Origin of the sequence: Anabaenopsis sp. FSS-46, assembly GCF_029891665.1 — a bacterium.
In the GTDB taxonomy this organism is placed as follows: domain Bacteria; phylum Cyanobacteriota; class Cyanobacteriia; order Cyanobacteriales; family Nostocaceae; genus Anabaenopsis; species Anabaenopsis arnoldii.
Map to the genome: position 1 here is coordinate 1 of NZ_JANQDG010000090.1, position 26,152 is coordinate 26,152.

The 26,152-nt window shown below is 41.0% G+C and carries 19 protein-coding genes; 11 read left to right on the forward strand and 8 right to left on the reverse strand.

Annotated elements, in window-relative coordinates; all coding sequences use genetic code 11:
* The first annotated feature begins 241 nt into the window (after positions 1-241).
* Complete coding sequence (locus NWP21_RS10460) at positions 242-838, forward strand: glyoxalase-like domain protein (protein ID WP_271733686.1); 597 nt, start codon at positions 242-244, stop codon at positions 836-838.
* A gap of 161 nt (positions 839-999) precedes the next feature.
* Here the strand turns inward: NWP21_RS10460 and lysS are convergent, their stop codons facing one another.
* From lysS to NWP21_RS10475, 3 genes are all read right to left on the reverse strand, one after another.
* Positions 1,000-2,517, reverse strand: a complete 1,518-nt coding sequence (gene lysS / locus NWP21_RS10465; protein ID WP_280792649.1) for a lysine--tRNA ligase — start codon at positions 2,515-2,517, stop codon at positions 1,000-1,002.
* A gap of 63 nt (positions 2,518-2,580) precedes the next feature.
* A complete protein-coding gene (locus NWP21_RS10470; RefSeq protein ID WP_280792650.1) occupies positions 2,581-3,012 on the reverse strand; it encodes a hypothetical protein in 432 nt (143 codons plus the stop codon).
* A gap of 161 nt (positions 3,013-3,173) precedes the next feature.
* On the reverse strand, positions 3,174-4,136 hold the full coding sequence (locus NWP21_RS10475; protein WP_280792651.1) for a M48 family metallopeptidase: 963 nt from the start codon (positions 4,134-4,136) through the stop codon (positions 3,174-3,176).
* Between the two features lie 117 nt (positions 4,137-4,253).
* On the opposite strand from NWP21_RS10475, the gene NWP21_RS10480 reads away from it, so the two are divergent.
* From NWP21_RS10480 to NWP21_RS10495, 4 genes are all read left to right on the forward strand, one after another.
* A complete protein-coding gene (locus NWP21_RS10480) occupies positions 4,254-5,804 on the forward strand; it encodes an ATP-dependent DNA helicase (protein ID WP_280792652.1) in 1,551 nt (516 codons plus the stop codon).
* Positions 5,805-5,907: 103 nt separating this feature from the next.
* Positions 5,908-6,123 carry a DUF2839 domain-containing protein gene (locus tag NWP21_RS10485; protein ID WP_271733691.1) on the forward strand — a complete coding sequence of 72 codons (216 nt, stop codon included), beginning with the start codon at positions 5,908-5,910 and terminating at the stop codon, positions 6,121-6,123.
* 807 nt (positions 6,124-6,930) lie between these two features.
* On the forward strand, positions 6,931-7,272 hold the full coding sequence (locus tag NWP21_RS10490) for a DUF1815 family protein (RefSeq protein ID WP_271733692.1): 342 nt from the start codon (positions 6,931-6,933) through the stop codon (positions 7,270-7,272).
* Positions 7,273-7,493: 221 nt separating this feature from the next.
* Positions 7,494-7,991, forward strand: a complete 498-nt coding sequence (locus NWP21_RS10495; RefSeq protein WP_280792653.1) for a thioesterase family protein — start codon at positions 7,494-7,496, stop codon at positions 7,989-7,991.
* Between the two features lie 37 nt (positions 7,992-8,028).
* Here NWP21_RS10495 and NWP21_RS10500 read toward each other — a convergent pair whose 3' ends face one another.
* The gene (locus NWP21_RS10500; RefSeq protein WP_271764080.1) at positions 8,029-8,217 is read right to left on the reverse strand and encodes a hypothetical protein; all 189 of its coding nucleotides are present in this window, start codon (positions 8,215-8,217) and stop codon (positions 8,029-8,031) included.
* A 411-nt stretch (positions 8,218-8,628) separates the two neighbouring features.
* A complete protein-coding gene (locus NWP21_RS10505) occupies positions 8,629-9,837 on the reverse strand; it encodes a 1-deoxy-D-xylulose-5-phosphate reductoisomerase (protein WP_280792654.1) in 1,209 nt (402 codons plus the stop codon).
* Between the two features lie 178 nt (positions 9,838-10,015).
* Between NWP21_RS10505 and NWP21_RS10510 the strand changes: the two genes are divergently transcribed.
* Complete coding sequence (locus NWP21_RS10510; RefSeq protein ID WP_280792655.1) at positions 10,016-11,431, forward strand: DUF2079 domain-containing protein; 1,416 nt, start codon at positions 10,016-10,018, stop codon at positions 11,429-11,431.
* Positions 11,432-11,648: 217 nt separating this feature from the next.
* Here NWP21_RS10510 and NWP21_RS10515 read toward each other — a convergent pair whose 3' ends face one another.
* Both NWP21_RS10515 and NWP21_RS10520 read right to left on the reverse strand, forming a co-directional pair.
* The gene (locus NWP21_RS10515; protein WP_280792656.1) at positions 11,649-13,142 is read right to left on the reverse strand and encodes a glycosyltransferase family 39 protein; all 1,494 of its coding nucleotides are present in this window, start codon (positions 13,140-13,142) and stop codon (positions 11,649-11,651) included.
* Positions 13,143-13,209: 67 nt separating this feature from the next.
* Positions 13,210-14,523, reverse strand: coding sequence for a hypothetical protein (locus NWP21_RS10520; protein ID WP_280792657.1), 1,314 nt, complete (start codon positions 14,521-14,523; stop codon positions 13,210-13,212).
* An 824-nt stretch (positions 14,524-15,347) separates the two neighbouring features.
* Between NWP21_RS10520 and NWP21_RS10525 the strand changes: the two genes are divergently transcribed.
* Positions 15,348-16,280 (forward strand): polysaccharide deacetylase family protein, encoded by a 933-nt coding sequence (locus tag NWP21_RS10525; protein ID WP_280792658.1) that lies wholly within the window; start codon positions 15,348-15,350, stop codon positions 16,278-16,280.
* Between the two features lie 208 nt (positions 16,281-16,488).
* On the opposite strand, the gene gltB is transcribed toward NWP21_RS10525, so the two are convergent.
* Complete coding sequence (gltB, locus tag NWP21_RS10530) at positions 16,489-21,153, reverse strand: glutamate synthase large subunit (protein ID WP_280792659.1); 4,665 nt, start codon at positions 21,151-21,153, stop codon at positions 16,489-16,491.
* Positions 21,154-21,949: 796 nt separating this feature from the next.
* On the opposite strand from gltB, the gene NWP21_RS10535 reads away from it, so the two are divergent.
* The 4 genes from NWP21_RS10535 to rpsL all read left to right on the forward strand — a co-directional run bounded on the left by NWP21_RS10535 (position 21,950) and on the right by rpsL (position 25,806).
* Positions 21,950-24,004: a phosphodiester glycosidase family protein gene (locus NWP21_RS10535; protein ID WP_280792660.1), complete on the forward strand. Its 2,055-nt coding sequence runs from the start codon at positions 21,950-21,952 to the stop codon at positions 24,002-24,004.
* Positions 24,005-24,244: 240 nt separating this feature from the next.
* Entirely contained in the window at positions 24,245-24,664 is a 420-nt protein-coding gene (locus NWP21_RS10540; RefSeq protein ID WP_271733703.1) for a phosphomannose isomerase type II C-terminal cupin domain, read from the forward strand.
* 323 nt (positions 24,665-24,987) lie between these two features.
* Positions 24,988-25,326, forward strand: a complete 339-nt coding sequence (locus tag NWP21_RS10545; RefSeq protein WP_280792661.1) for an iron-sulfur cluster assembly accessory protein — start codon at positions 24,988-24,990, stop codon at positions 25,324-25,326.
* Positions 25,327-25,422: 96 nt separating this feature from the next.
* Positions 25,423-25,806, forward strand: a complete 384-nt coding sequence (gene rpsL, locus NWP21_RS10550; protein ID WP_271733705.1) for a 30S ribosomal protein S12 — start codon at positions 25,423-25,425, stop codon at positions 25,804-25,806.
* The last annotated feature ends 346 nt before the right edge of the window (positions 25,807-26,152 follow it).

Below are 26,152 nucleotides of genomic sequence, written 5' to 3' on the forward strand. Positions count from 1 at the left end.
TAGGTTATTGATAACCTGTGATTACGCCGGATTTGTACCAACGCCACGCAGTTCTATAACTTATCCCTACCTTTTTTGCATAATCAGATAGTTTCATTCATTTAATGATCGTACATTCATAATTATATTATACTACAAATGTACATAAATGACTATAAATTTATTAAATTATTGTAGACTTAAATTTAGTTCTCAGCGAGAATAATACAAGCCGCTCCCTTATATAATCTTTGGTTTATTCATGGTTATAGTAGCTAACGTGATGCCTTTCTTGTTCACCCCTCTGACTTTAGGCTCTTTTTTGTCTTCTCTGCCTTTGGATAGCTTATTTTCTACCCAAGGCATTATGGTGATGTTACTGGCTGCTTATGCGGGCGCTATGTGGATGTTTCTCACTAGTGCGCCAAAAGTACACACAATTATGGTGTCTGACTTGGAAATTGCTCGACAGTTTTATGAAGGTCTGCTAGATTTGCCCGCCGCGGAAGTACCTTTACACTATTACTACAACTACGAACAAACTCTCGGTACAACTGGTATTGACCCATTGTATATGTCTACTACTCCGAGCTGGTCTAACAAGGCTATGAACAATGCTAATGAGGGGCTGTGGTATCAGATGAAGAAAAATACTCAGTTACATGTCATTAGGGGGGCTAGTTTGGGTAGTAAGAATCAGCAGCGTCATGTTTGTTTTGACCGGGATTGCTTGGATATGATTCTATTGCGGGTGGAAATGCGCGGTTTAAAGTTGAAGATTCGCAACCAAAAGCCCCTGAATTTTTTGGTAAAGGACTATGAGGGGCGGGTTATTGAAATAGCGGAAGTAGCAAATTAATCAGGAATTAGGCAAAACATCATTTTCTCTGTGTTCTCTGTGGCTCTGTGGTTGATCACCGATAGCGTAGCCTGGCGTAAGCCAGTTGAACTAAATTAATTATCCACAGATGAACACAGATCAAAAAGATGCCTACATAGGTGGAGATATTACCAGTTGTTCTAGTCCGTTCCTGATTTAGCTGATTCTGGCTTAAGTAGGGGAAAGGCGATCGCATCGCGTATACTGGCACAATCAGTTAGTAACATGACTAACCTATCAATACCAATGCCTAAACCACCCGTAGGGGGCATTCCATATTCTAAAGCTGTGAGAAAATCTTCATCTACACCTTGGGCTTCTAAATCACCAGCTGCTTTTAAGGCTGCTTGAGCTTCTAAACGTTCTCTTTGGTCTATTGGGTCTGTGAGTTCTGAGAAGCTGTTAGCAGTTTCACGCCCCACGATAAATAATTCAAATCGTTCTACCAAACCCGGCTGAGAACGATGGGGTTTAGCTAGGGGTGAAATTTCCACTGGATAATCTATGACAAAGGTAGGCTGAATTAATTTTTCTTCTATTTTTTGTTCAAAGGCTTCGTTTAAAAGTTTGCCGATTGTTGGTGCATCTTCTATACCTTGAAGCGCAGCATTTTTACTTGCAGCTTTTGCTTCTTCCAATGTAGAAAAAGAATTGAAATCTAAGCCTGTATGTTCTCTGACTAAATCATGCATGGTCACCCGTCGCCAAGGTGGTGATAAATCTATCTGTGTCCCTTGGTAAGTAATTTGTAATGTTCCGAGAACTTCTTGGGCTACGGTGGTAATAATTCCCTCTGTGAGGGCCATCATATCATGGTAATCCGCGTAGGCTTGGTAAACCTCAATGGAAGTAAATTCAGGATTGTGACGGGTTGATACTCCCTCATTGCGAAAAATGCGCCCTAATTCAAATACCTTTTCAAAACCACCGACAATCAACCGCTTTAAATGAAGTTCGGTAGCGATTCGCAGATACAACTCCATTTCTAAGGTGTTGTGGTAAGTGATAAAGGGACGCGCATCAGCACCGCCAGCCTCACTTTGTAAAACCGGAGTTTCAATTTCCAGAAAATCCCGTTCTTCTAGGTAGCGGCGAATTCCGGCAGTAATTTGGGCGCGACGGCGGAAAGTTTGCCGCACTTCGGGGTTGACAATTAAATCTACATAGCGCTGACGGTAGCGTTTAGCAACATCGGTTAAACCATGCCACTTGTCGGGGAGCGGTAACAGGGATTTGGTCAGGATGCTATATTCTTTGACGTAGACAGATAATTCGCCCTTTTCAGTCCGTTTAATAGTACCTCTGGCTCCCAGAATGTCACCTGCATCTGTAAGTTGTTTGAGATGGGTGAAAGCTTCGCCATCAACATCTGCCATCCATTCTTGGATACGATTTTTTTCGAGATAAAGTTGAATAGCGCCAGTTTCATCTTGTAGGGTGAAGAAAGCTAGTTTACCGAAAACCCGACGCGCCATAATACGGCCAGCAACGGCAACATCTAAATGAACTTCTTCACCATTGGGTAAGTCGGCAAATTTTTCTTGTAATTCTGCTGTGTGATGGGTGGACTCCCAACGATAGGCGTAGGGGTTAGCTCCTAGCTGCTTGAGTTGGTTGACTTTTTCCAGCCTGGCGGCACGGATATCTTCTTCGGACATGGTAAGGGACTAAATAGGGCAACATATATTATAGATGCTGGAAAAGTTCACAGTCATAGATATTTATAGTGAATACCGAGAGGAAATGGCCTGCATCTTCAGGTCTGCCAACTCTAGGATCGTATTTATCAGGTCTTTTTGTTCTGGTGGTAAATTCAGCTTTTTTAAACCCTGATTGATGTCGTCACCAGATCGCATATTTTCAGCCAGTTTTGCTCGCTGGGAGGTATTTAATATTGCCACTATGTCTTTATTTCTTCTCTGACGTACAGCCTGGACTTGTTGTTGCTGCTGTGGTGTGTTCATGGAGTGTGTGGGAGAGATGTTAGTATCCCAAAATAAGCTAGAATCAGTATTTTTAGTGATTTGGGCAATAATGATACTAGGGATAGACTTGTTTGGGAGGGTTTGGGCCAAGGCAATTCCCGGAATTAAGATTACAAAGGCGCAAATAGTGGCGAGTATTGATAGTCGTTTGATCAGCTGAACTGCCATATTAAAAAAATTCTTATTTAGATGCATTGCCAAAGTTAAACAAATCAATATCTAATGGCTATGAGACTAAGTTATGGGGTAGGTATCATCTTCATTCTGAAGATTTAAGGAATTTTCAAGTCTGAGTGGTTGAATTTTGCTAAAAATTAGTGATGATTTGGCTAGTCATATTTTTTCATTTTGTTAATTTGTTGTTGCAATTCTTCAATTTGTTGTCGCAAAATTTCGGCTTCCTGTGAGGAAGTTTCGGAGGTAACATCTACTTCCCCTGATGCAGGCGATCGCTGATAATTTCCTGCGCGAATTTGTTGATATTGTTCAGATACAGACCACTCTTGCAAATACCGTAATCGTTCGACTGGGAAAGGATGGCTCAACATCGTGCCTTGAAAGCCATTATACAGCAAGAACTTATAAACCTGATTCAGTCTATTTTCATCTAGTAAATGATAATTTTCTGACTGTTTAACAAATTCTTCTAAGCTACATTCATGAGCATATTTAATACTACCGCCGGAAACTTTCATCATGGATGACATAACAGTGTTTAAGTCATCTATGACTAACAAAGCAGCCCGGTCTGCGGTTAACTCGGCTTTACGTCGCCATTCAAAAAAGGCATAAATCAAAGCTTGAGAGACGAAATTGCCAAGACCGAAGGTTAATTCCCCTAGGGCAGAAGCGGCACTCATAGCCCACATGGCCATTTGAATTAGAATAGTATGACCACATTTAATATGACCTAGTTCATGGGCTAAGACTGCCCTAATCTCGGAGGGATCAAGTAAGTCTAAGGTTCCTGTGTTGATGACTACGTAGGGATTTTCCTGCCCCAGGGCATAGCTATTAGCTTGGGGATTCTGTACGACAAACAACGCAGGTTCTGGGTAAACGTCCAAATCGCGGACACATTCCCGGAACATATGGTAAATAGTGGGGTATTGACGCGTGCTTACTTGGATGGTGTTACCCATCAGATAGACTAATTGGGGGCGTTCGTAGAACAATTCTACAAATTTACGAGCGATTAAATCAAATCCTGGCAAATTTCGTAAAGCTTTCTCGGCTTGGCGATCAAGTGGATGTCTGAAGGCTTCGCTGGATATTCCTGTGTAAGTTGGCATAATTGAGGGTAATGGATGATGGGTGATGGGTCTTGAGTAGTCGCTAAGGACTAATTACAAGATAATGGAAATGGGGCGACGGAAATTAGAAATCACTTTGTATGGGATTAAAAGCTTGTGATTGAGGCTGAAGTTCATTTGTCACTACATAACTTCCTGCGATCGCAGTCGGGGTTTCCTTCCTGGCCCCATCATTTAACGATGGCAAGGTTGGTAGCGCGTGCCTTGCGCCTAGGACGTAGCGCCTTAATTCAAGTTGGGGCCGTTTCTGGCTATCAAGGTCGGTATCGCACTAGTTTTGTGGCATCGGCTTTGATGTGGTACGGTCCGGTAATTATTGTCGCCCCCGAAGCAGTACAGCAGCGGTTACTACAGGTGGAAATTCCCCGTCTACAGCAGTGGCTACCAGCTAATAAACCGATTAGGACAGGTGAAGTTTGGCCGGGATCTGATTTTCCTGGAGTACTGCTGATATCTCCCCAGGCTTGGTTAAAGGGGCAGTTTGCATCTGCTGATGTTTTTCCTGCTGGGATTCCTACAATTATTGATGGGGTGGATGATTTAGAAGATTGGGTACGGGATCACCTGACCCAAGATATTACACCCCATGATTGGGATCAACTGATGTTAGCTTGTCCTGACAAGGCGGACGTGATTCGCTCGGCACGGGCGCAACTAACTCGCGTTCTGTTCCAGCACCCAGTTAATCCCTATGAGTGCTATCTTATTTCTCCCTTAGAACAAAAAATATTATGTGATTTATATGAGCAAATAAGGTATGTAAAAACACTAACAAAGCCATGGGAAAATTTTGGTGTGCAATTGTTTAATAGTAAAGAAAATATGGGCGGATGTTCTCTATTATGGGCAACACTTGAGCGTCGCCAAGGGGTGTTTTATTTACACTCTGCTCCCATGGAATTAGGAAAAAGTATCGCGCCTATTTGGCTCAGACAGCCAGTGGTCTTAGTAGGTAGCGCTTTGGAACCGGAAACTGAAGCGCCTTTGTTCCGTGAGCGTTTGGGTTTAAATGAGATAACTTGCTTGAAGTTCTCTAATGAGACTCAAGGCGCAGCAATTCAATTGTATATACCCCATAAATTGCCTCTACCCAATACCCCAGAGTTTCAAGGAGCATTTATTCACAAAGTGCGGACACTGGTTTGTCTGAGCGCTACGGCCCCTGGTTTGACGGTTGTATTGGTGGGAGATGTGCCACTAAAGGGTCGAGTGGGTGCTATTCTGGCCTCGGAATTTGGTTCACGGGTTCAGGTGGAAAGGACTTGCTTGGATGATAATGGGATTTTAATTAGTGGGTGGGAATTTTGGCGATCGCATCAGTCGGTTTTACCAGCCCCCCATCTGTTAATTATTGCTACTTTACCGTTACCATCTTTAGAAAGTCCCCTTGTAGCTGGTAGGGTTGCTTACTATAAGCGATCGCATCAGGATTGGTTTCGTCTATTCTTATTACCAGCGGCTTTGAATGAATTACAACGAGCGATCGCACCAGTCCGAGAAAGTCAAGGTATTGTAGCTTTACTCGACAGTCGTGTAGTTAACCGCAGTTATGGCGCACAAGTACTGGCTGTCCTCAGTCCTCTAGCACGTATTAACTATCTTGATCCCAGTCTGTTTTCTCATCCTGATGAAGAGAGTTCTGGCTAGGTGAGTATTGACTTTTATCAATTACCATGCGATCGCCTCATAGCAAGCGCTATTATCAACTTTGGTGCAAGCATATTAAAACCTCATTCAAGAATTGTTGATTATGGGTGAAGCAAAGCGTCGTAAAACTACACTCGCAGAGAAGTACGGTCAAGAATCTCGGATCTTACCTTGGGTTCCCATCACCAAAACTCAATCTGAACAGTTTATGAACTGGACTACTCGCGGAACCTGGTTCTGTATTGGTGTTATGGTAGTAGCTTGGATAACTATCCGTTTTATCGGTCCGGCTTTCGGTTGGTGGCAAGTAGTCGATTAAAATATCCACCGCTATACTTAACTTATCGGGTATAGCGGGGGTTGGGACATTAGGGTGATTCCTAAATTCTAATTTTACTTACTGTGGGCGGTAATACTTCAAGAATTAGAAAATACTGACAAAATGGCACCATAACTATCCTGTATTCAGTTATTCTCAGTCATAAGCCATGGATACTTAGGTTAGGTATTTGGTAGTATTGTTGACAATAATAAAACACAGATTCAGCACTACTCCCACATATACCGATTGCTGCTTCGTCCCATGGGAAAATAGTTTAGATGAGTATTAGATTCAAGTGGAATGCCCTAGAGGATTGTCTACGAAAAATACGCCAGTAGTTTCAATTGTTGTTCTCAGACAATTTTGGCGTTATACAGCAGATTAGGTGATAGATAGGTACTATATGAAGGCTAAAAATATTTGGTCATCCTGACCATCTAACTGTACCTCAACCAAGTAGAAATTGCTGTATGTCCGGCAAAATGACCACTGGAAATTTTATACTGTTGACTCATACGAAATTTGGGTTACCCTGAAAACGGAATTGTTTCAGTTAGGCATTTAGTCGGACATACATAACTAACGAGGTGAAGTTTATGAAATACGTCCGAGCAGTCAATCCCTGAAATTGAATAGTTTGATACCGCAAGCTGTAAATTTATTTACTACCCTAAACAAGGTAATTAATTAATAATCTTACAGGACTTTGGTAAAGGTAATGTTTAGTCTACAATACCAGTGGATGCAAAAAGCTAAAGAAAATATAAAGACGACTGAAATCACTGTGGTGTCTGGAGGAAAAAAGTGTTTCTGAGACTAGCGCATCAACACCAACAATTCGTTCAAGACTTGGTAATGAATCTACAAGCCTTGGCAATTGTACTAGAACGACGCGGTTACCCTGCGTCATGTTATACCTGTGGCGACCAGATGAATAGTGCTTCATTTATGGTAAGCTTAGGCGACAATCACTTGATTCGATTCTTAGTATCCGATTATGGGATTACTTGGACTGAAATGCGAGATGATCGTGAATTAATGAAGTTAGAGGGTGCAGAAGCCATTAATCAGTTACAAGAACTGGCTAATCTTGTCAAACAATCTACGCCAAATGGTTCCGGCAACAAAACTCTGGCTAAAAAGTGATAGGCTTGACCATGTGCACTAACTAAAATGTTTGTTCTGATTGCGGGTTGACAGTGTAAACACAAGTGAAAAAACCTGATACACATTTATTTTCATTTGCTAGGGTGCGTTATGGACTATGCTCCTAACGCACTTGGAAACATTGGTGTTTACATAGCAGTGAGTCCCGGTAGACAATTCTGTGAGATGTGAAACATTGATAACTGTTAACAAACTGAAAAATGTCTGAAAAAGAAGCGATTCCAGGGGAATTACCAGCAAATAGTGCCATTGATGTACCATCAAACGGCAAATTTGAGAGTTGGTTTGAATATCCGGTAAGAGTACAACCCCATCATACTGATTATGGAGGTGTGGTTTGGCATGGTACTTATTTAACTTGGATGGAAGAAGCAAGGGTGGAATGTTTGCGCTCCATCGGTATTGATTTTGCTGATTTAGTGTTATTAGGCTGTGATTTACCGGTGGTAGAACTTTCAGTACGTTATCACCGTGCAATTCAGTTAGGAATGGCTGTAATTGTCAAAACGCGTATTGCTGAAGTAAGCGGTGTCCGCATGAACTGGGATTATGGAATTGTTTCCACAGATGGACAGCAGTTATACACCACGGCTAAGGTCACATTAGTAGGATTGGATCGCGAAAGAGGTAAGATCATGCGTCAGCTACCTGCAAGTATTAAGGATGCGTTAGAGAAGCTTCCTAGGTTAGAAAAATGATCCGCAATACAGGTAGGTTGCTAATAGGTGATATAATCTACTGCGGTGGCGAAATTGTTTGAGCAATTTGCATAATCTGTTGCCAAATATCTTCAGGTGTGATTCCAAAGCCGACATTTAATAAAATTACTATAGCTGCAATTGTTAATGCGTTCTTAAAAGTAGTTTTGAGAACTTTTAACAAGATAACAAAGACTATCCAAGCAAGAATGAGGATGGGAATCATAAATGTTAATTACTGAATATGTCCTATTTTTAATGGTGAGAGTGAATATTGATGTATGTGTTTAATATTATTTTCCTTGAAAGATGCACAAAACAGTAGGACTGAAAATACTGGCTATATTTTGGTTGCAGGATTGGTAACTCACTGAAAGCGGATAGAAAATACTCTTGTAGCAGTTGCACGCAGCTTAATAATATTCTTGGTCGTATATTTTGACACTAATTCTTATCTGGTGACTCTACCCTATATCTTCCATATTCTTGTGATAAATCCGTGATATTTGAATCAATATTAGTAATTTTTAAGAATTTACGCTTAACTATATCTAAATTTTATGACTCAGCCACAATGATTTATAAAGCCAGTGAGGAGGGTTAGCCTATATAACCGACCTCACTAAATATTTTGATACTATCGACTTGTAGGGGACAGGGGAATTACTTTGGTAGGAGATTTTAATTTGTGAGCTAATGTTACAACTTCTTGCCTAGCCCATTTATCTGCTGCCAAAATGTCATTTAAAGATGGATTGCTACAGTTATGATTTTGATGGCGATCGCAGACTAATTCGATACATCGGGGAATATCTAAAAATTGAATTTTCTCATCTAAAAATAAAGCCACAACCTGCTCATTGGCAGCATTTAATACAGCGGGCATGGAACCCCCAGCCTTACCAGCAGCATAAGCCAACTGCATACAAGGATACTTCTGATGGTCTGGTTCACGGAAAGTCAAATTACCAGCCTTAACCAAATCTAGCCTTTCCCAGTCCGTGTAGATGCGCTCAGGCCAAGACAAAGCATAAAGTAACGGTAACCGCATATCCGGCCAACCCAGTTGAGCCAAAACCGATGTATCTTGTAACTCAATAAGTGAGTGAATAATACTTTGGGGATGAATGACAATATCAATATCTTGATAATCTAAGCCAAAAAGGAAATGAGCTTCAATTACCTCTAATCCCTTATTCATTAAAGTAGCCGAGTCTACGGTAATTTTCCGCCCCATAGACCAGTTAGGATGCTTGAGAGCATCAGCAACCGTCACATCTGCTAACTTAGCTACATCCCAATCACGGAAAGCCCCACCGGAAGCAGTGAGTAAAATTCGCCGCAAGCCATTCTTGGGGACACCCTGGAGACACTGAAAGATTGCGGAATGCTCAGAATCAGCGGGTAAGAGTTTGACACCGTGTTTTTCTACCAGAGGTAAAACCACCGGACCCCCTGCGATTAAAGTTTCTTTATTTGCTAAAGCAATATCTTTACCAGCTTCAATAGCAGCGATAGTCGGTAATAAACCAGCACAACCCACAATACCGGTAACTACGGTTTCCGCATCACCATAACGGGCCACTTCGATGACTCCAGAAGTACCGGCGACTAAAATAGGTTGGGGATCAAGGTCTTTAATGGCTGCTTGCAGTTCTGGTAATTTCTCCTGGGCAGAAATCGCCGCTATACTGGGTCGAAACTGGCGAATTTGAGCCGCTAACATCTCTACATTATTTCCAGCAGCCAATCCCACGATCCGAAATTGGTCTGGATACTGAGTGACAATATCTAAAGTTTGAGTACCGATGGAGCCGGTAGAACCCAGAAGGGTAATAGCCTTCATAATTGCTTAAGAATTTACAGACAACTTCTAGTTTGACACTCTCTCGTACCAGATTGTCGGGAATTTTAGTTTTTATCGTTTATACCTGAGAGATTTAAACCGAAATTTTGAGATAATACTGGGGACTATAGCTTAAGTAGTCTTAAGTATTAATTAGCGGAAAAACAGGTAGTTAATTATGAAGAAAAATAGTTGGTTGGGACTAGGGAAACAAAGCCTAATTCGACCTGGTGCTATTGGTTGGATGATTGGGGTGGGGACTTTAGTTTTATTTGCAGCTAGCAGTTTAAGACACTTTTTATTCCAATCCACTGCTTTTGATTTAGGTATTTTCGACCAGGCGATTTACTTAATTAGTCAAGGTGAAAACCCTATATCTTCCTTTTTAGGGTTTCATATTATTGGGGATCATGGTGCTGTAATTTTTTATCCTTTAGCTTTGTTATATAAGGTCTACCCCAGCGTTTATTGGTTATTTATTGTCCAAGCGCTAGCTTTATCTTTAGGTGCTTTACCTACATATCATTTAGGGATGATAGCAGGACTAAAAGAGAGCCAAGCAATTGGTATGGCTGGTGTGTATTTGTTATATCCAGTGATATTTAATGCTAACTTATTTGATTTCCACCCGGAAGTTATTGCTGTACCTTTACTGTTGAGTGCAGTTTTGACAGCGCGTCTGGGAAAAATAACTTGGTTTTCTGTTTGTGTAATCTTAATTTTAAGCTGTAAAGCTGTGTTATCTTTGACTGTTGCTGGGATGGGACTATGGTTACTGTTTTTTGAGAAACGGCGTTTTGCTGGTGCGATCGCTCTTTTGTTAGGAACAGCTTGGTTTTTAATAGCGACTCAGTTAGTGATTCCCTCCTTTAGTGGAGCAGAAGCAGCAGCAGTTGGACGTTACAGTTATTTAGGTAATTCAGTTCTAGAGATTGCTCAAAACTTATTTTTCCAACCACAGCTAATCTTAGAAAAACTTTTTTCTATAGATAATTTAGTCTATTTAGTTTTATTATTGTCACCAATTATTTGGGGTCTTTCTTCTGCTAGTTTTAAATCATTAATACCAGCTATTCCTTGTATTTTTCTCAATCTACTAGCAGACTATCCCGCACAAAAGGACTTGGTTCACCAATATTCATTACCAGCTTTACCTTTTCTAATATTGGCTGTAATTGCTAGTCTGTCTTTGGGTAAGGGATGGATCCAAAATAGACGTGGGATGATTATCTGGTCATTGATAGGATTTCTTTGCTTGGCAAAATTTACTTACTTTGGTGGGAGATATTTAAGTTCTGTAGACAATTTGCAAGCTACCTATAAAGCAGTATCACAAATAAAGACCAAAGGAGGCGTTTACACAACCTCACAAATTTCCCCACATTTAAGCCATCGACAAATAATTAAGTTTACGGATGGTAATTTTCCCCAGGACTTCAAGATTTTTGAGTATATCTTGTTAAATGTTCGTCATCCTGGTTGGGGAAGTAATCAAGATTTTGCCAATTCTCTGGTTAAGCAAATCACTTCTAATCCCGAATTTAAATTAGAGTTTCAGGAGGAAGATGTGTACTTATTTAGGAAAAACTTATAATACAGTGGATTGTATTTACATTTATCCTGCTATCCTAAGAGGATGTTTGTCAAGTCATGATTAGTGTGTCGAATATTCTTTGACCCCACCTTAACCCTCCGCTTGTAAGGGGAGGGGACTGGATTTAATCAATTAAATGGTGTCAAGATGTGATATAAATTACCTATGTAAAACTTATCAAACATCCTCTAAGGGTAAACTAACTGCCTAAGATGAGTTATTTTAAGTGAGCAATAAAGAAACTATCATCATGTAGGATATTGGGATATTTACTGAGAACAGTATTAATTCTGTTTTTTTGCATATCATCTAAGGAAGATTTATAGCTCTGGATAAAATCAAAGCTACCTACTAAATAATCAGCACCTAACTGTATTTTAGACATAATATATTCTTCATTTAAGTCTCTAGGATTGATCATCCATCCTTTTCTATGGGATAAATAGAGCAAAGTAGGATCACCACCTGTTGTAAAAATTGTTAATGTATCAGATGGTATTTTGTCTTTAACTATTTCTGCTAATTGGAACACTTTTGATTTATTTGCCCTTTCCTTAGACATATAATCTATAGAATAAATAGTAAAACTAGTGAGTATAGATAAGGATAAACAAATTGCTAAAAACTTCTTGATATTTTTTCCCTGATGATTTTTGTTGAAATATTTACTAAAGAATTTTCCTATAAATACAACGCCAGGTAACATAAAAGGTAATTGATAATATTCATGTACTAAGCTAGTCGTAGGTGCTAAAATCCAAGTTAATACTACTGACAATAACCAAATATCAAATAAGTACTCCTGTTGGGTTTTCCTTTTCATTAATAAGCCAGCTATAAATATAGGAAACATAAGGACAGCAAATTGTCTTACAATAGTTCTAAAACTTATTTGTAACCAAAAATTAGACTTTAATATTAAATCGTATTTGTATCTGTCGGATGAACCACCCCAAAAACCAAAGGTATTACCATATTCTAAAAATATTTGATGGGCGTGGTAATACCACAAAGCAACAGTTATTATAATAAATAAACTATATAGCCAAAGATAGATTTTAGTAAAAATCTTGTGAGAGAATTTATGATAAGCCAAAAATAATAATGGTAAACCTACATATATGATTGGCAGAACTTTAATAAGACAAGCCAAAGACACGAATAATGCTGATATACACAAAAGATGTAATTTCTGGGATTCTAACCATTTATTGAAATAGTATATACCTCCAACAGAACACATTAAAAGCATCGATTCTGGTTGGAAAGTTCGACTGTAATAGATACTAACAGGCAAAATACTAAACCATAAGCAAGACCAAAAAGCTGTTGCATCATTAAAGTAAGTTCTAATCAGTTGATATAGAAAAAATATTGTAAATAAAGAAAAAGTAACAGATATCAATCTGCCGAATAGTTCATGTACACCGAAAAATTTATAAAATATAGAGACAATAAATGAATAAATTGGAAATTCCGTTTCACAATAACCAGGTGAATTACCGCCCCAGTCAATTTGTGGATAAAATAAGTTAAACCCATTCTCATAGAAATTCCTTGCCATTGCTGCTGTGTCTGCTTGTCGCCAGGAATGAATACCTATAATTGGTGAGTTAATATTATACAATCTCACGCTGAGAGCTATACCCAGTAAAAATAATACTGGTGACTTCTTGAGTTGATATTCTATATAATTAATTAAAAAAAACATAATTACTACCCTGTCAGGAGATATTTCACTGCACAAAAGATAGCTAATTCAGTGGCTGAAATCAAATTTATCCTAGCCAACCACCACTACCATAGTTGAACCATTGTGATCCCAACCAAACCGCGCCAACGGCGGCAATTACCCACATCAGCCGATTTAACTTAGGTACAGATAATGATGTTAACATGACACCAATAGATACAAAAGCATAGGGTGTACCAAAGTAATAACGAGCATTGCTATACAGGTATCCAGCATTAACTAAGAAGTTAATGATGCAATGAACGCCAGAAAATGCTATTGCGTAAAGCACAGTAAACGATCTCCAATTATTGAGTACCTGTCTGGGGTGGTGGATGGGTATAGACTTGATCCAGCCCTTGGCAAAATAACTTAATCCTGTAAGAATAGCTATAAACAATAGGGGATGGAATAAAAAAATGTATATCCATGGTTTAGATGGAAGATTAATAACGATTTCCCTCCAACCTCGATAGATGGCGTATAACAGGTAGCCCAATAGGGCAAAAACTAGAATAGATGTATAAAGGGCGTGGATATCCATCAGTAAAGAGCGGGGAAAAACCAGCAACCAAGGACGAAAAGCTATGGTTTTTCCCCATGACTGTTGGGCTTGAAAAGGCGCGAGGAAATTTCCTGCAGTGTTCATACAGAAGAATCCATAAATGCTGTAGCCAACAATACTGCCAATGCCAATTAAGATACTTAGGGTCGTGGTGTTTGCTGTTAATGGTAGATCATCGGCATTAGATGAAGAGATCCTGCGGATAATGGATAAAATTATCAGTATGAACGTGATTGCAAACCAGGACTGTAGTAAAACTGGGCGCAGGAGATTTAGTAAAACCGAAAGCACAAAAATGGCTCCATATAAACTCAAGGTTTTCACTGGAGAAATTTCTTTTTGCTCCGCAGTGTGTAAGCTCAGTAGAAATAGGAGGCTCAAGAGGCTAAAAAGACTTTCGGTATAACCTATAGAATGAAAAATTGCATTTGGACCGAGGGCATATAGTATAAATACTAAACGTGAAACATTTGTGTTTTTGATGATGCGATCAAATGTGAGTCGAGCCAGAGGTAGTGACGCTAGAAATATTACCTCAGAGGTGACAATCATCACCTTTAATGCTTCCTCTACTGTGTCAGGTTTTGTCAGTACTCGCACCAAACTCGGCCATAAGGGATAAAAAGCACTACACGCAGGATTTACGGCTAGTTGTGCATAAATACTTGCGTCCCAATACTGAAAATTTTCTATGTGATCCAAAAGCCAAAACTTTGTCCATCCTTCACCTGTGGCTAAGAGGAGTGAAGTTTGGATCAAAAAATAGATCACGCCAACTAATAAGCAAATAATCATAGATAATTCTTATATGTAAAAGTTTGAAAAGTCGCGGATGTGGTAGAAAAGTTTTCTGGTGTGGAAGCTGTGAATAGATAATATACAGCACTAAGAGAGCAAAGTGATAATACTCTGGAAATGCTTAATTATTAGCATTTATGGAAAAACCGAGATATTGCTGGCAATTGTTGCCAATAAATCCGCAAACAGTATAATAATTGACTGCTTTTTGTACATTATTAATGGGACAATCTATGCACTTAATTGTTTTAGGTTCCAAATTGTATCAGGGAAAAATCTATAATTATTCAGTTGAAAATTTAACTTTTTCTTCCAGAGATAGTAATGACAAATGGGTAATGCTAGGCTATGCTCTCAAGAGCAAAATATCACGTGATTGAAGAGCGGATAAGATTTACTTAAATATCACAGAAAATAAATTGTAACTTGCTATTTGTTGCAATTGCTATCTGGCAATATGAGAGAGGAATAAAATTTTCAATGCTAGCCGGGAAATTTTCCAGTATGTGTCAGTTTTCGGATAATTATGATTATCTTTTTTATACAGTAATTACAGTATAAAAAATAATTACTTATGAGTTAGGTACAAAAGAGCGGGTACTGACAGGGTAGTGTAGCGTGGCGTAAGTTATTGCCCACCTCACAAGATTTATGATATCAAGATGTGTATTTTATTTACCACCAAAAGTGCTGTATGTGTGTTTCTATCAAAAATTATGGATACGACCAAAAATCTGCGTATCTAGTATTTATAACCAAGTGTGTTATGAAACTACCGTCACAACTATAACTGATAGTTCTACCCTTAAAGGAGCTATGAAGTGGCAAAAACTAAGACTTTTTTGTGGCCGCAAGGAATACTAATTGCATTGCTTTTCTTGAGTGCTAGTTTGAGCATTAGCTTAATGTTATTCATCAAGCCCAATGCATCTGATAGCTCCCGTGGCGTAGCCATTGCTCAGGGCAGACGAGGTATAAATATAAATAATTTACCTGCCGCCAAGGTCGGTACTCAGCAGCGCATTGAGCAGTTAAAGGCGGCGATGCTCACTAGTTGGGAGCAAGAAGCAAACACTAAGGGTGTTACCTCTGGTGCACCAGCACGCTTTCAAGGAGCAACTATTAAGGCGGGGAAATTGAATCAAGATCAAAAAGTGATTGCTCTGACTTTTGATGATGGCCCTTGGAGGGAAACCACTTCACAAGTGCTGGATATTCTTAAACAAAATAATATTAAAGCTACATTTTTTGTTGTTGGACAGAATGTTAAGAATTATCCCACTCTAGTGCAGAGGGTGATTGCTGAAGGTCACGCCATTGGTAATCATACTTGGCATCATTGGTATCATTATATGAATCCCAATGCAGCAGCCTATGAAGTTAAGCACACAACGGAGATAATTTATCAAGTTACTGGTGTCAAAACAAATTTGTTTAGACCGCCGGGGGGAATTATGCACAATGGACTAGCTGCTTATGCTAGAAATAATCAGTATGCCATTGTTCTGTGGTCGTCGGATTCATTAGACTATTCCCTACCCAGTGTTCCGAACTTGGTCAATAATGTTTTTCGGAACGCACAACCTGGCGGTATTGTGTTGTTGCATGATGGGGGTGGAAATCGTTCCCAAACTGTGCAAGCTTTACCGGAAATTATTAGTAAGTTTCGAGAGCAAGGTTATAGTTTTGTGACTATTCCAGAACTTTTAGTGATGGAAGACAAAAATCAAACTTTGCTCGCAAACAAAAAATAATGCTTATGGCTAATCCATGGAAATTACAGGAAATTTCATCTGAGTGACATACGCAAGGGCGGGTAAGGCCACCCCAGAAAAGTTTTATCATTCATATCTGTACTTCAGATTCGGTGCAAGGTGCTGTATGAGTTGTAGAGACGTTAGTTATTAACGTCTCTACAGTTTTTTAACTGTTGAGAAAAGTTGGGTAGCTTGTGGTGATTACCTAAACTGAACTCAACTGTTTTTCCACAATAGCTTGGGGATTTGCTTCTGGACTCTGGGCTTCAGAAGGTGGTACTAGTTGCCAGAATTTAGGCAAGTATTCTGACCAGTTTTGCAGAATCATTTTTGCTTTTGGTGAACCAGTGCGATCGCCATGATTTCTGATTAATTCTTGCAATTGTTTTGCGCCCGCTTCTGTCAGCACTCGCTGGACTTTGACAATTTCTGGATTGACTAACTCCGGGAAAGAATTGTCTTCATCTACGAAGTATGCTAGTCCGCCAGTCATCCCTGCGCCCACGTTACGTCCTACTTTCCCCAAGACAACAATCACACCACCGGTCATGTACTCACAGCAGTGGTCTCCCGCACCTTCAATAACTGCCATACCTTTGGAGTTGCGTACAGCGAAGCGTTCACCGGCTAAACCGTTGGCGAATAATACCCCACCCGTGGCACCATAAAGGCAGGTGTTACCAACTATGACATTTTGTGATGCTGCGTAGGTAGCATCAGAAGGGGGTTTGATGATGATTTCACCACCGTGCATCCCCTTACCCACATAGTCGTTAGCTTCTCCTGTCAAGGTCAAAATCATCCCTGGGAGGTTGAAAGCACCAAAGCTTTGCCCCACACTACCTTGGAAATTGAGGTTAATTTGTCCTTCAAAACCACTGTCACCATAGCGAGAAGCGATCGCACCGGCTAACCGTGCTCCCACTGTTCTATCTGTGTTAACTACCGCCAGTGTTTTTGTAGCAGTGGTATTTTGGGCGATCGCCCTTTGAATATCCGGGTCAGCCAGCAATTGGTCATCTAGCACCACACCGTTACTGTGGACTTCTTCATGTAGTAACCAGGTACGGTTATTTTTACCATCTGGGAGGTTTAGTAAACAGTCGAGGTTGAGTGCTTGGGTTTTGCTAACTTTTGCCCCCTCTCGTGTGGTTAACAAATCAGCCCGTCCGACAATTTCTAATAAGGAGCGGTAACCGAGTCTTGCTAATAAATGGCGAACTTCTTCAGCGATAAAATAGAAGAAATTGACTACATGTTCTGGCATTCCTGTAAACCGCTTGCGAAGTTCTTCTTTTTGAGAAGCAACACCCACAGGACAGTTATTAGTGTGGCAGATGCGCGCCATAATACAACCTTCGGCAATCATGGCGATGGAACCAAAACCAAATTCTTCACCGCCCATCAAAGCGCCCATGACCACATCCCAACCAGATTTTAGCCCACCGTCTACACGCAAAATCACGCGATCGCGTAGGCCATTTTGCATTAATACACGATGTACCTCAGTTAACCCTAGTTCCCAGGGTGAACCTGCGTGTTTAATAGAACTCAGTGGTGATGCTCCTGTACCACCGTCATGACCAGATATCTGAATAATATCGGCGTTAGCTTTAGCTACACCCGCCGCAATAGTCCCAATACCAATTTCCGCCACCAGCTTTACAGATACCTGTGCTGTGGGGTTAATTTGGTGCAGGTCAAAAATCAGCTGTGCTAAATCTTCAATGGAATAAATATCATGGTGGGGTGGGGGTGAAATCAAGGTTACACCGGGCTTAGAGCGCCTTAACATAGCAATGTAAGGACTAACTTTTGCTCCTGGTAGTTGTCCACCTTCCCCGGGTTTTGCTCCTTGGGCGATTTTGATTTCAATTTGTTGGGCGCTGCTTAAATATCCTGGTGTGACCCCAAAGCGTCCGGATGCTACTTGCTTAATAGCACTAGAAGCTGTGTCACCATTGCGCAAGCCATGCAAATGAGGTAAAGTCGATGATTTACCGGATGGGTCTACGTCATTTAGCACTTTATACCGGACTGGATCTTCCCCACCCTCCCCAGAGTTAGATTTGCCACCAATGCGGTTCATGGCTATAGCCAAAGTCTCATGGGCTTCTCTTGATAATGCACCTAAAGACATCCCACCAGTACAGAAGCGTTTGACAATCTCACTGACTGATTCTACTTCTTCTAAAGGGATGGGGGAGCGATCGCTTTGGAAGTCCAACAAATCACGCAAAGCTGTTACTGGTCGTCCTTGTAGGTGCTGCTTGTAAACTTCGTAGTGGTCATATTGTTTACCATCCACGGCTTTATGGAGCGCCTTGGCCATTTCTGGGTTATTCATATGGTATTCTCCCTTGGGGAAATACTGAACAAAACCCAAATTTTCTAACTTCTTAGCGGTCAGTTCCGGGAAGGCTTTGCGATGGAAACAAAGCACTTCTTCTGCTAATTCCTTGACGCTTAACCCACCGATGCGGGAAGTTGTACCACAGAATCCCAATGCTAATAAATCCCCACCGATACCAATGGCTTCAAAAATTTGCGCCGCTTGATAACTGGACAGTAAGGATATTCCCATTTTTGAGAGAATTTTTAGTAAACCGGAGTTTACCGCTTGGCGATAATTCCCTAAAGCTTCTTCTAGGGTAAGCTTGGTTATTTTACCCCGTTCCATAAAGTTTTGGGTTTTGGGTTTCCACCACCAGTCGCGGACAGTATCCAAAGCTGTGTAAGGACAAACCGCATCAACTCCATAGCCAATCAAACAGGCGAAGTGATGTGTACTCCAGCACTGGGCTGTTTTCACAATCAAGGATGTTTTAGTTCGTAGACCTTGCTGTATTAGGTGATGATGTACTGCTCCCACTGCTAGTAAGGGAGGAATGTAAGTATATTCAGCACTAATGCCATTATCTCCTTCTGGGCAATCGCTGAGGATCAAAATCTTTGCTCCAGCCTTGACAGATGCCGCAGCTTGTGCATTTAAAGACTGTACAGCATCTTTTAATCCTTCTGGTCCTTGGGCGATCGCAAACAAGGTGGATAATTCCGCTGTTGCAAACCCTGATAACCGAATCGCCTCTAGTTCTGTCTCCATCAACACAGGGGATTCTAATTTGAGTTTGCGGGCGTGTTCTGGCTTAACTTCTAATAAGTTTCCCCGTTCTCCGAGTTCCACATTTAAGGACATGACCAACCTCTCCCGTAGGGGGTCAATGGCTGGATTTGTCACTTGAGCAAAACGCTGCTTGAAGTAGTCATACAGTAGGTGGGGTTTTTCTGACAGCACCGCTAAAGGAATATCATCCCCCATGCAGAAAGTCGGTTCTTTACCCTCAGCGGCCATGGGTTGAATTACCATTTCTACATCTTCTGTGGTATAGCCAAAGGCCAATTGATGACGCAGTAGGGTTTGTTCATCGCTTCCTATGGCTACCCCACTGATATTTTGGGGCGTGCTGGAATGACTATTCCCATTGCTGGGAGTTTGATGTACTAGGTGTTTGAGTTCTTGGCGATATTGTTTTAACCATTCTCCATAGGGATGCTGCTGGGCGATGTATTGTTTAATTTCCCAATTTTTGAGGATTTCATGGTTGACCAGATCCACAGCAATCATTTGTCCTGGTCCGAGTCTACCTTTTTCCAGAATATTCGCTTCGGGAATTTCTACTACTCCAGCTTCGGAAGCGACAAGGATGTAATCATCTTTGGTAATTAGATAACGAGCGGGTCTTAATCCGTTACGGTCTAGTGTTGCGCCAACTTTTTCACCATCACTAAATACTAACAGTGCTGGTCCGTCCCATGCTTCTTGCAGTCCGCTGTAATATTCGTAAAAATCGATAATTTCGGGATATTGACGCAAAGAAGGTTGATTTTGGTATGCCTCTGGCACCATAATCATTAAGGCTTCCAAGGGGCTACGTCCTGAACGTACCATTAATTCCAGAACGTTATCTAGGGTGGCTGAGTCGCTGTTGTCGATATGAACTAGGGGCTTAAATTCGTCGGAGCGATCGCCCCATACTGGATGATTCAGGCTAGATTCCCGGGCCATCATCCAGTTAATATTACCCAACAAAGTGTTAATTTCCCCGTTGTGACCCAATAAACGCATGGGTTGAGCCAGGGGCCACTTCGGCATGGTATTAGTGCTAAATCGGCGATGGTAAACGGCAAAGGCGCTTTTGTAGGCTGGATTCTTTAAATCGAGATAAAATTCTCCCAAGATAGCAGAGCGCACCATGCCTTTATAGACTATTGTCCGATTGGACAAAGAGCAAATATAGAATTCTGCGGAAATATGCTGAGTAGCTTTGAAAATTCGCCGGCGGGTGATATATAGTTCTCTTTCTAGTTCATCCCCACTTTTATCTGCTGATCCTAGAAAAACCTGTTCTATCTGGGGTTGATTTTCTCTTGCTTGTATCCCCAGTAAATTAGGTTGCACTGGTACTACTCGCCAACCCAGTACGGTTAATTTTTCTGCTGTCGCTATTTCCTCGACTATACCTCTAATTTTTGCCGCTATTTCGCTACTTTGTGGTAGAAATAACATTCCTACCCCCACATTTTCCCGGGAATAGTCTTTTTCAAATAACTCCCAGGGGATTGCTGTCAATATTCCTGCACCATCACCAGAATCTTGGTCAGCGCTACAACCACCGCGGTGTTCTAAACAGGTTAAAGCATCTAAAGCTTTTGTCACAATTTCGTGACTGGCATAATTGCGGCGATGAGCAATAAAACCTACACCACAAGCATCTCGTTCTTCTACTAACCACCTTGGTCCATCTAATGGTTTGATTTGAATATCTGAAATTTTCTGTGTTTGTGATTGATGCATCGCTTTATCTTTCATAGACTGCTCTTGAGATGGTTAGTCACAAATGTTGCCAATATTTGTGAGAAGAATATGCCTTACGCTACGCTAGTGTACCGTAAGCAATTACCCTAGTCTTTGACGTAGTCCCGACCTAGCAGAATCCAGCTTAGACTGTGGGAAAAATCGTTTTACCTGGAAAATATATAAATCACCGAAATTTAGAGAAAATTTTTCACTTCGGTTTTTTCTTGTTTAACCTTTTGCAAATACCTGCGGTTTTTTTTATACTTTTGGTTGATATTCTCAAGCTATTTTTTGGTTCAACTTTCTATTCCCAGATGAAAACAAATTTAGAGTTCAAGTAAAACTTTTTTGGCTTACCCGTAACACAACTTAGTTTTCAAGTGCGGAATAATCCTGATTCATCCCCAAAATCAGCGTATTATACAACATACACATTTGACAATTACTCCAAATATCTGTTGTTGTATATATTTCATTGTTTGATGATGATTTGATCCATCTTGCTAGAAGACAGACCTCACTCAAATAGCAACCATCCGTGAATATTAGATATTTTCACTGGCTTTGCAGCAGCCAAACTAGTTTTTTATACAGCTTGACTGAATACAGTGATGGTTAAAACACTCAGTAATAGTGTTTTTAATGGTGTGATGACTTTTTCAGTTGACAAGAGATAGATAGCCAATTTATATATTATCACATTTATGCAAAAATTCAATCACTATTTCTTAAGATTCCTGTGAAACTTACTGTGCTGCAAGTAGTCTATGCCTAAGCCACCTAAGCTATCAATAATATTGAGGTAAAAATGTCACATCATAGTAAAAAACATTATTGTGCTCTCACCAAGAGCAGTAATCAAAGGTGGCTATGGCTAGTCCACGCCAGCTATCGGTTGCCTTCGAGGATGTTGCGGTCTATAGCACCAACAGCAGTAGTAATTATTATATTCTGCTTATGTACTAAATGGTCTAGTAGAGCTGAGGAATCCTGGATTGATACCAGCCTGGTGACGCAAAACACACCTTGCTGCACATCCACCGGTGGGGTGTTAGCGTCTGGTAACCAAATTATCCTCAATGGTCGTACCTTACCAGGGGCTTGGTTACAGGAGAGAGGAACAGATGGGCGAGTGAAAACTTTTTTGAGTGACGGTGCTCTAAGGCAGATCGTTGGAGTTGATTTTTTGAGCAGCAACAGTGTTGCTAGTCAACCAATAGAATGGTTCTCATCAAACCAGGAACCATCGGTTTTAGCTACCAGGCTGCTGCAAGGCTATCGCTATATGGATATTACTGATTTTACTCAAACAGTAGGTTGGGTGTTACAAGCTAATGGTAATGTTATGGCGATCGCCACGCCAAAAGCTCAAATAAAAAATATTCGTCAAAGTCAACAATCTATCGCTACGCCACGCAAGCTCTCAGGGGTTAGTCTTCCTCCCTTTCATTCAGCTCGCATTGTCTTAGATTTAGATCGTCCATCACCTTGGCAAGTCTCGCCAGGGGGAACTATAAGCACTGAAACAGAAGCAGAATCTGCAGCACCACCCAATAGAGAGTGGGTAGTGGCCCTAGATGCGATCGCTGATGCTGCTTTAAGCCAACGCTATGCTCCATCAACATCACCAACCCCAGAAAATCCTCATGGGGGTAACGTGGACAGATCAATAGTGAGAAAATTAGAGGTAGTTAACAATCGCACAATTATTAGTCTGAGTGTACCCTTTGGCATGGCTCCCCAGATCATGACCTTAGCAAACCCCAACCGCCTGGTCATTGATCTTCGTCCCGATGCCTTGGTACAACGAGATATTAACTGGGCTACAGGATTGCGCTGGCGACAGCAATTTGTCAGTTTAGGTACAGAACGCTTTCCCGTGGTTTGGTTAGATATTAATCCCCGTCAAACTGGCTTACGTTTACAACCCATTGGGACTGACACCACCAGTCAAACCGGTACAGCACCACTCATCCAAATGGCAGAGCAGTCTTCAGCTGTGGCCGCAATTAATGCTGGTTATTTTAACCGCAATAATCGATTACCTTTGGGGGCAATTCGTCGGGGTGGTCAGTGGCTATCAGGCCCAATTCTTAATCGGGGGGCGATCGCCTGGAATGACTCCGGGGAGTTTTACTTCGGTCGTCTCACTTTAGAAGAAACGTTAATCATTGACAATAATCAAAACTTGCCGATTCTATTTTTAAATAGTGGTTATGTGCAGAGTGGTATTGCTCGTTACACCAACACATGGGGAACTAGCTACACCCCCCTAACGGATAACGAAATCATTGTTATTGTCCAACAAAACCGAGTCACAAATCAGCTACCAGGTGGTAAGGCTGGTGAAACAAAATTTACCATTCCCCAAGACGGCTACCTACTAACCTTACGTGCCAATGCTACTAGTGGTAAATCATCCTCTTTAGGGGCGTCACAATTAACTATTGGTACACCAGTTACCATTACCAGCACAACAAATTCCCCCAACTTTAACCGCTATCCCCACATTATGGGAGCCGGTCCCCTATTAGTACAAAATAATCAAATTGTCCTGGATGCTGCTAGGGAAAAGTTCAGTCCAGCCTTTATTAGACAAAAAGCTGCTCGTAGTGGTATTTGCACCACAGCAAGCGGATCACTAATAATTGCTGCTGTACACAATCGTGCTGGTGGACTGGGCCCCACCCTAGCCGAACACGCCCAATTAATGAAAAATATTGGTTGTGTGAACGCTCTGAATTTAGACGGTGGAAGTTCTACTGGTCTTTATCTGGGAGGACAACTGCTCGACCGTTCGAGTAATACTGCTGCACGTGTCCACAACGGTATTGGGGTTTTCTTAGAACAAGGTAGGGAGTAGGAAGCTAAGGGGATTCTAGGTTTGCAATGATTAATGCAGTCGGACTCATGTTTTTTAAGCTCAGGTCATCGCCACTCTTGTGGTGTGAAGAGTTGGTATAGAAGTTTTGGTTGAAGGACTTATTTTTGCACCCTCCTGTTTTAATTTTGTTATGTTTAGCAAGGTGCAAATCTCAAGGATCAGTTTTAGGCTTCACCCAACGATTAATAACGGTTTGTTTGTAGACCAACTGAGGTAACTATGGCGCAATTTCCAGAAACCACACAAACTAATAATCTATCTCTACCCGTGTCCATCTCTAATAAAGGGATTGCTGCAACCGAGCTGCGCCCTTGGGGTTCTTTTACAGTGTTGGAGGAAGGGCGGGGATATAAAATTAAACGCATAGAGGTCAAACCGGGACACCGTCTCAGTCTGCAAATGCACCATCACCGCAGTGAGCACTGGATTGTTGTTTCTGGTACTGCGAGGGTTCTTTGTGGAGATAAGGAGGTGCTACTGAGGAACAATGAGTCAACCTATGTACCCCAATGTACATCCCACCGTCTGGAAAATCCGGGAGTGATTCCTTTGGTGTTAATTGAAGTCCAAAATGGTGAATATTTAGGCGAGGATGATATTATTCGCTATCAAGACGACTATGCTCGTAATGATGGTTAAAACTGCCACAACTGCAAAAGCTGTAAGTATAGTATACCCAGTATTTTGCTCATACCCCAGTCTCGATTAGACTGAGATTAGTCCCCGTTTGGCGGGGACTAATCTTTTCAGTGATATACACAGGATGTTAATATTAATTCACGAATTAAGAAAACATACACCAGTAGCACTGCCCAGTCACCTATATGCTGATTTTAGCCCAGTAAAAAATCAAAACCAAATTTTTTATAATCGTGATTTTTAGACTTCAACTGTCTGTAATATTTTAAAATGGGGTTTTTTATTGTCGATAACTTAGCCTGGCGGAAGCCATAACTAATTCCATGATTCATCTGAGTCCAGCCGCAATCAGTGAAATTGGGCGATTACAGTTAAAACAGCAGCCAAATTCTTTATTCAGATTGGCAATTAAGGTAGGGGGCTGTTCAGGTTGGTTTTATGATATGTCTTTTGACCAAAATGTCACGATGAACGATCGCGTTTTTGACGTGAGCGGTATTCAGGTTCTCATAGATCATGAAAGCCTGAATTATTTAAATGGGTTGGTATTAGATTATTCAGAAGATTTAATGGGTGGTGGTTTTCGCTTCCACAATCCTCAGTCCATAGCCACCTGTGGCTGTGGTATGTCCTTCTCCATGATTACGCCCATATCTGTTTAAATAAAAAAATATCAGTTTGACATAGAACCCCAAAAAAAGATATAATCAGGATTTGTTAAAAGTTAGACCTCTAAGCAGCTTTACGCGCTGTAACTCATGCCAACAATACAGCAACTCATACGTACCGAACGCGAAAAAGCGCGTCAGAAAACTAAGTCTCCAGCTCTAAAGCAATGCCCACAACGTCGGGGTGTTTGTACAAGGGTATATACAACTACACCGAAAAAGCCCAACTCTGCTTTACGTAAAGTAGCAAGGGTAAGATTGACATCAGGATTTGAGGTCACAGCCTATATTCCAGGTATCGGTCATAACTTGCAAGAACATTCAGTAGTAATGATTCGTGGCGGTCGTGTGAAAGACTTACCAGGTGTGAGATATCACATTATCCGTGGAACATTAGATACAGCTGGAGTTAAAGACCGTAAGCAAGGGCGTTCCAAGTACGGAACCAAGCTCCCGAAAGGAACCAAGAAATAGGAAATACGCAATTAATCGTCGAGGATGAATCATCATCCTATAGGTTGAAAGGGTGCGATAGCTAAATAGTGGTGATTTATGTTGCCACAAAGCCTTGCTAAACCCTGTATTAAGCAGTGAAAATTAGGTAATTTAAACCATTATCCTGCCAAGCGATTGGCTATACCCTAAGCCGCGCTACCCTATCGCCAGTGCCGTAGGCAATTGCAGCGGTTGCATCTAAAATATTAAAGTTTATGATGTCGTCGCCTAATCTGGCGTGGAGAAAAAAAAGACAAAGTTAAAACGGCGGCTTTACCCGCCCATATACCTAGTGTCTGATAGCATATAATTTCGTTGCCAAATC

Bases quoted from the DNA above. Each gene is read 5' to 3' on its own strand.
- NWP21_RS10460 (WP_271733686.1), top strand. From the start codon at position 242: ATGGTTATAGTAGCTAACGTGATGCCTTTCTTGTTCACCCCTCTGACT.
- lysS (WP_280792649.1), bottom strand. From the start codon at position 2,517: ATGTCCGAAGAAGATATCCGTGCCGCCAGGCTGGAAAAAGTCAACCAA.
- NWP21_RS10470 (WP_280792650.1), bottom strand. From the start codon at position 3,012: ATGGCAGTTCAGCTGATCAAACGACTATCAATACTCGCCACTATTTGC.
- NWP21_RS10475 (WP_280792651.1), bottom strand. From the start codon at position 4,136: ATGCCAACTTACACAGGAATATCCAGCGAAGCCTTCAGACATCCACTT.
- NWP21_RS10485 (WP_271733691.1), top strand. From the start codon at position 5,908: ATGGGTGAAGCAAAGCGTCGTAAAACTACACTCGCAGAGAAGTACGGT.
- NWP21_RS10495 (WP_280792653.1), top strand. From the start codon at position 7,494: ATGTCTGAAAAAGAAGCGATTCCAGGGGAATTACCAGCAAATAGTGCC.
- NWP21_RS10500 (WP_271764080.1), bottom strand. From the start codon at position 8,217: ATGATTCCCATCCTCATTCTTGCTTGGATAGTCTTTGTTATCTTGTTA.
- NWP21_RS10505 (WP_280792654.1), bottom strand. From the start codon at position 9,837: ATGAAGGCTATTACCCTTCTGGGTTCTACCGGCTCCATCGGTACTCAA.
- NWP21_RS10510 (WP_280792655.1), top strand. From the start codon at position 10,016: ATGAAGAAAAATAGTTGGTTGGGACTAGGGAAACAAAGCCTAATTCGA.
- NWP21_RS10515 (WP_280792656.1), bottom strand. From the start codon at position 13,142: ATGTTTTTTTTAATTAATTATATAGAATATCAACTCAAGAAGTCACCA.
- NWP21_RS10520 (WP_280792657.1), bottom strand. From the start codon at position 14,523: ATGATTATTTGCTTATTAGTTGGCGTGATCTATTTTTTGATCCAAACT.
- gltB (WP_280792659.1), bottom strand. From the start codon at position 21,153: ATGAAAGATAAAGCGATGCATCAATCACAAACACAGAAAATTTCAGAT.
- NWP21_RS10535 (WP_280792660.1), top strand. From the start codon at position 21,950: ATGTCACATCATAGTAAAAAACATTATTGTGCTCTCACCAAGAGCAGT.
- NWP21_RS10540 (WP_271733703.1), top strand. From the start codon at position 24,245: ATGGCGCAATTTCCAGAAACCACACAAACTAATAATCTATCTCTACCC.
- NWP21_RS10545 (WP_280792661.1), top strand. From the start codon at position 24,988: ATGATTCATCTGAGTCCAGCCGCAATCAGTGAAATTGGGCGATTACAG.
- rpsL (WP_271733705.1), top strand. From the start codon at position 25,423: ATGCCAACAATACAGCAACTCATACGTACCGAACGCGAAAAAGCGCGT.